The organism is Shewanella sp. MBTL60-007, assembly GCF_019654915.1.
GTDB lineage: Bacteria > Pseudomonadota > Gammaproteobacteria > Enterobacterales > Shewanellaceae > Shewanella.
In genome coordinates this window covers 1-4,613 of sequence record NZ_BPET01000113.1, presented here as the reverse complement: position 1 = coordinate 4,613, position 4,613 = coordinate 1, and the positions used below count along the sequence as shown (strand labels likewise).

Annotated in this window: 3 protein-coding genes; all 3 read right to left on the bottom strand. The window is 36.5% G+C overall.

Annotated elements, in window-relative coordinates; all coding sequences use genetic code 11:
• Positions 1 to 144: 144 nt before the first annotated feature.
• The 3 genes from K5Q92_RS23325 to K5Q92_RS23315 all read right to left on the bottom strand — a co-directional run bounded on the left by K5Q92_RS23325 (position 145) and on the right by K5Q92_RS23315 (position 4,239).
• On the bottom strand, positions 145 to 1,716 hold the full coding sequence (locus K5Q92_RS23325) for a hypothetical protein (protein ID WP_220771206.1): 1,572 nt from the start codon (positions 1,714 to 1,716) through the stop codon (positions 145 to 147).
• Between the two features lie 917 nt (positions 1,717 to 2,633).
• The gene (locus tag K5Q92_RS23320) at positions 2,634 to 3,248 is read right to left on the bottom strand and encodes a hypothetical protein (protein WP_220771205.1); all 615 of its coding nucleotides are present in this window, start codon (positions 3,246 to 3,248) and stop codon (positions 2,634 to 2,636) included.
• 1 nt (position 3,249) lies between these two features.
• Positions 3,250 to 4,239 carry a hypothetical protein gene (locus K5Q92_RS23315; protein WP_220771204.1) on the bottom strand — a complete coding sequence of 330 codons (990 nt, stop codon included), beginning with the start codon at positions 4,237 to 4,239 and terminating at the stop codon, positions 3,250 to 3,252.
• Positions 4,240 to 4,613 lie beyond the last annotated feature (374 nt).

The window sequence follows — 4,613 nt, the reverse complement described above, 5'->3', positions numbered from 1 at the left end:
ATATCCCAAACCTATACACATCGGATTTTGAATTCCTTGAGACGGTTTTCACTCTCAGGAAGCAAGAAGAAATTAAGTATACTATTTGAAAATTAACTATCCAAATCTTCTTGCTATTCTCATCAAACTACTGTAAATGGATAATCAATATTCAGTAATTTGACCGTGAACTAAAATTTCAGTATCAGCAATATTGTTTTCAAGTTTCATGTTACTCATCTTCAAGTTACCACCAACATTGATAATACTAGTTTCAAGCTCCATAAAAGGAACTGAACCGTTAATAGGTAAGTGTGAAATACCAGTATTATTAGAAATAACTGAATCATTAATTACAACATTACCTGCTTGGTAATTATCACCAGCTAGATTACCACGGCCGACACTAACTACTGCGCCACGATGAGCGGAGTTTCCAATAATTTCTGAATCATTAATCATCACATCGATAGCATCAAAACTCCCGGTTAGCCCATCAGCACATTGTAAACGCGGATCATCATTAGTCGCGCAGTCACCATGACTCATAGCAATAACCCCCCCATTATCTGGAGTACTATTATTAATAAAGCTAGAATCGGTAATAGTTATGGTACCGTGGCCCTCAATCCATTTATCCATCATGATCACACCACCATTAGAGCAGTCCATATCATATTGAGTACACCCTCCTGATAAGTAATCGCCGTTATAACCACCATGATTATTTTTAAATAAAGAGTCGGTAACGGTTAAATCACCGCCACGAGTAAGAATGACCGTACCATTGTTGTTCGTAAATTCGGTACGACTAACATTAACCTCATTACGCTGCCCCTCTTTACAACCGTAAAACAATATTGAAACGGTTTGCTCATCGTTTCCATCAAATTTGGAGTTTTCTATATTTACAGGATGCTCACAAGTATTAACCCGTGCAGATATACCACGGTAAAAAGCTTGACGTTCATTGTTAATGAATTGAGTGTTTTTTATATCAACTGTACCTGAGGCGCTAAATGCTGATCCGCCAGCATAACCATAGAAACCGTTACCAGAAAATAATGAGTTAGTCGCTTCAAAATTCACAGCACCTTTAATGCCTGCGCCTTCCGATATCGAGAAGTTATTTGAAACGACAATTTCATTTACTGTTACATGATAGTTTTCAAGCTGAATACCTGCACCAGATTTACCATAAATGTTGCAGTTCTCGTTACTACATAAGCCACCAGTTACAGTCAGACCTTCAAAATGAACTGATGGAAATGGGCCGATATCCATATTATTACCATTTACCCAATCAGTAATTTCCCCATTTTTCCAAAAATCAAAAACAACTGATGCTTCATTACCATTAAATACAACGGCATCGGAGCCACAACCAATTAACGAAATTTTTTCCAAAGAGCCTTGAGCATCATAATTAATAGGGTAATCAACAGAGTAGTTACCACCATTGATATAGATTATATCATCAACGCCATTGTTTTCTGCTGCATGTAAAGCATCTCGAAGTGATTGTATATCAGATATAACAGTGCCATTAACAATATCAGAGTCCGCAAAAGAGCATACAGAAGGCGGCTCGGGAGGTGGCATTGGAGTTGACGGAACTAGTGGAATTGTAGGGATAACTGAATCCGCTGTGTCTTCTGACGAGCTACCACCACAACCTATCAGAGTAATAGGGGCTACAAATAAAAATGCAGAAATATATCTTGTACTTTTTTTCATTAGATATTAATTATCAAAATTATTCAATGTAGAGAATCATAATGTTTACTTATATTTAATGTAAATAAATCCTTAACCTCTTCTATAAATGCATCACAAAACGACTATCTGAATGATTAAGTTTCAGGCTAATGTTCTGACAAAATGTTATCTGACGCTGAATTTTTAGAATGTATGCCAATAAGTTATGGAATGGGAAACCATTAACCTCACCGTCATTACCTCTTATTTCACCACGGTCATGGTAGCAACTGAAATGATGATGCAGTGCAAAAGGGTATCTAGGTTGCACTGGTAATATGCGAGTCAAGAATAACATCTGCCGATAATGAATTGATAATGGGATGATAATGGGATGATTAAGTGTTGTTAATGCATATCCCCTACGAGCTAGACACACATTTCGCTACAGCCTTTGTTCTGCAAGGTATATAGGTGATTTATACTTACGAAAAATCTAAACGTCGCAAAACAACACCTAACTAAACAGCCAATATTCAGGCTCAAAAATATCGAGCCAGCCATAATCAGCATATCACTAATGTGTAAATAAACAGCCGCATCGACACGTGCAAATCAGAATAACTGTAATTAATTAGATGGGCAGTATATTTGGGGGTGACATTCTTCAACACACCCAATACGGACAAGTTACACCTGCATTATGTAAAAGTGTAAGTTGACTGCATGGGTAGATATACCCGCTACGCTTTGTACGTGTCTGGAAACTCACTGTCCTCAACTTTTATTTGAAGTAACTGTGGCTTTCGAAACAATATTTCTTAAGCTATCCATCCTTTTTCGGTTAGGTCGACGGTAGGTATTAAAGGTGGAACTTCTTGTGTAACTAACGAGAGTGCTGATAACTGTCCCTCAGAAAAACTAAGTTGTATTCAGAATCGAACATTCTTTATTACTTAATAATCTTCTGGCTCCGTCTCTCCTGAGTCCGCTTCACCTAGCTCGCCATCAAAAAACGTCTTTCTTTCATGAATTTTCTCAGTTAAATAGTATAAGCCAAATAAGGTTGTAAACATGAGAGAATTGAATAACATAAAGTAAAAAAATAAAAAAACTAATGTACATAGAAAAACAACATGTACACCTAGGTTCTGTGCCCATAAACTAATGCTCGGTTCTATGACAACAATAATCTTACTAAGTAATACCAAAATAAAACTAGTAAATGCTAAATAGCCAAACATATACGACAGAAACTGACGCCTAGTGATCTCCTCATTATCAAGCTTAATGGGTATTCCATCAGTTAGCTCGTCTATATTCTTATTTGGAAAAGTTGCTATCGCACCTAAAGCTGCAATGTAAAACCCGACCAACACTTGCAAGAAACCACTAATTGACTCTAGTACCCCTTTTTCACCTAATATACTGAATGGCTTAGGTAAAATCGTATATAAAACACAGATTAGCAATGATAATGTTAATGGAAAAAAAACATCAATAAGCCTCTTCTGCGAATTACAAATTCGCAGGTAGTTTAATGGTGAAAATAATTTCGCTATTATGTGCATATCATTTAATTGCTTTGGCCAGTAATGACTTCATCTTGTTAGCTAATTCACTATGGATGGTATCTTCACATTGCCCTATTTCTTGTTTCAATTCGATTAATTCTGACTTTGTAAAAAGCAAGTTAGCAACATCCGCTTCCTTAGCACTAAAAGGCAATGTCCTCTGTTTTTTCACCGAGCGAACTGTCGCCTTTCCTTTTCTATCCAGCCTTTTCTCTTCCGCAACCACCTCTACATATTGTACTCTAACTTCATCGTAATTGGATTTTTTGCCAAAACTAGCAGCTTTTTTTATTAGATCTATAGCTTGATTGCCTGAGGGTGCCCCTATCACGCTCAAGCGAATAACCTGCTCAGACATCTTAAGCTCCTGATTATCATCAATAAAACCACCTTCATTATGATTAAGCAAAGTAATTCCTTGCAGAGAACTATGAGATAATGACTCTTTTAAAGTGGAGCTAGCATGGCCATTAAAAACGGCTAATGGCCTACATATATTACCCGTTTTGCTTTTAGAGCCTTCTTTTTTATAGTTAGTAGAACAACTTTCGCGAAATAAATATGTCAAAAACTGCTCAATTGTCGATTTAGGAATACCTACAACCTCTTCAATTATTGATAGATACCAACCTTTTTTATTGCCTATCGTTTTTCGACTAAAAATCACATGACATGCTGCACCTATACCTTCATCAACTTTCTTAGCCTCAACTCTAACCTCACCTGTAGCAACATTTGAAAATGCAGGATCTGTAGCTTTGATATCTGAGACATGGATTAGCAATAAAGCATAATCTTTAACTTTTTTAAAATCTTTAACTCTAATCGTCAGTTCTTTATTGCGATATTTATGAACTGCCTGGCCATTTCTCCATGTCTGCTCTACTTTGGATAGAACCTCATCCAATTCAAAGAATGGTGCACCTTCCGGATGAGGTTTTAAATTGAAATCATAAAAATAAGCCCAACGACGTTCAGATGATTGCATTTAACAGCCTTTATATTGAATACTATATAACTCACCTTATATCATGAACATAATATCAACTGAATATCTAAATACACTTAAAAAGTAGAAGTGTTAACGGCATACTATTTTTCTTAGATTGCCTCTCAGTCCTAACTATTTTTTACTAGTTCTTCTTCATTAGTAAAATAAACCTGCTCCATAGAACCATGATAAGTTAGTTTACATATTGACATAGAGTACTACTGAACAACCTCAACACTATGCGCTGAGGGATCCCCTCATAATTTCCCCAAAGCACAACCATGTTTGAATAGATTTTGAGCAAGCAGGGTTGCAGCCGCGAGCAAGTCTTCCCTCGTTATTGTGTAGCCAGAATGCCGCAAAACTTCCAT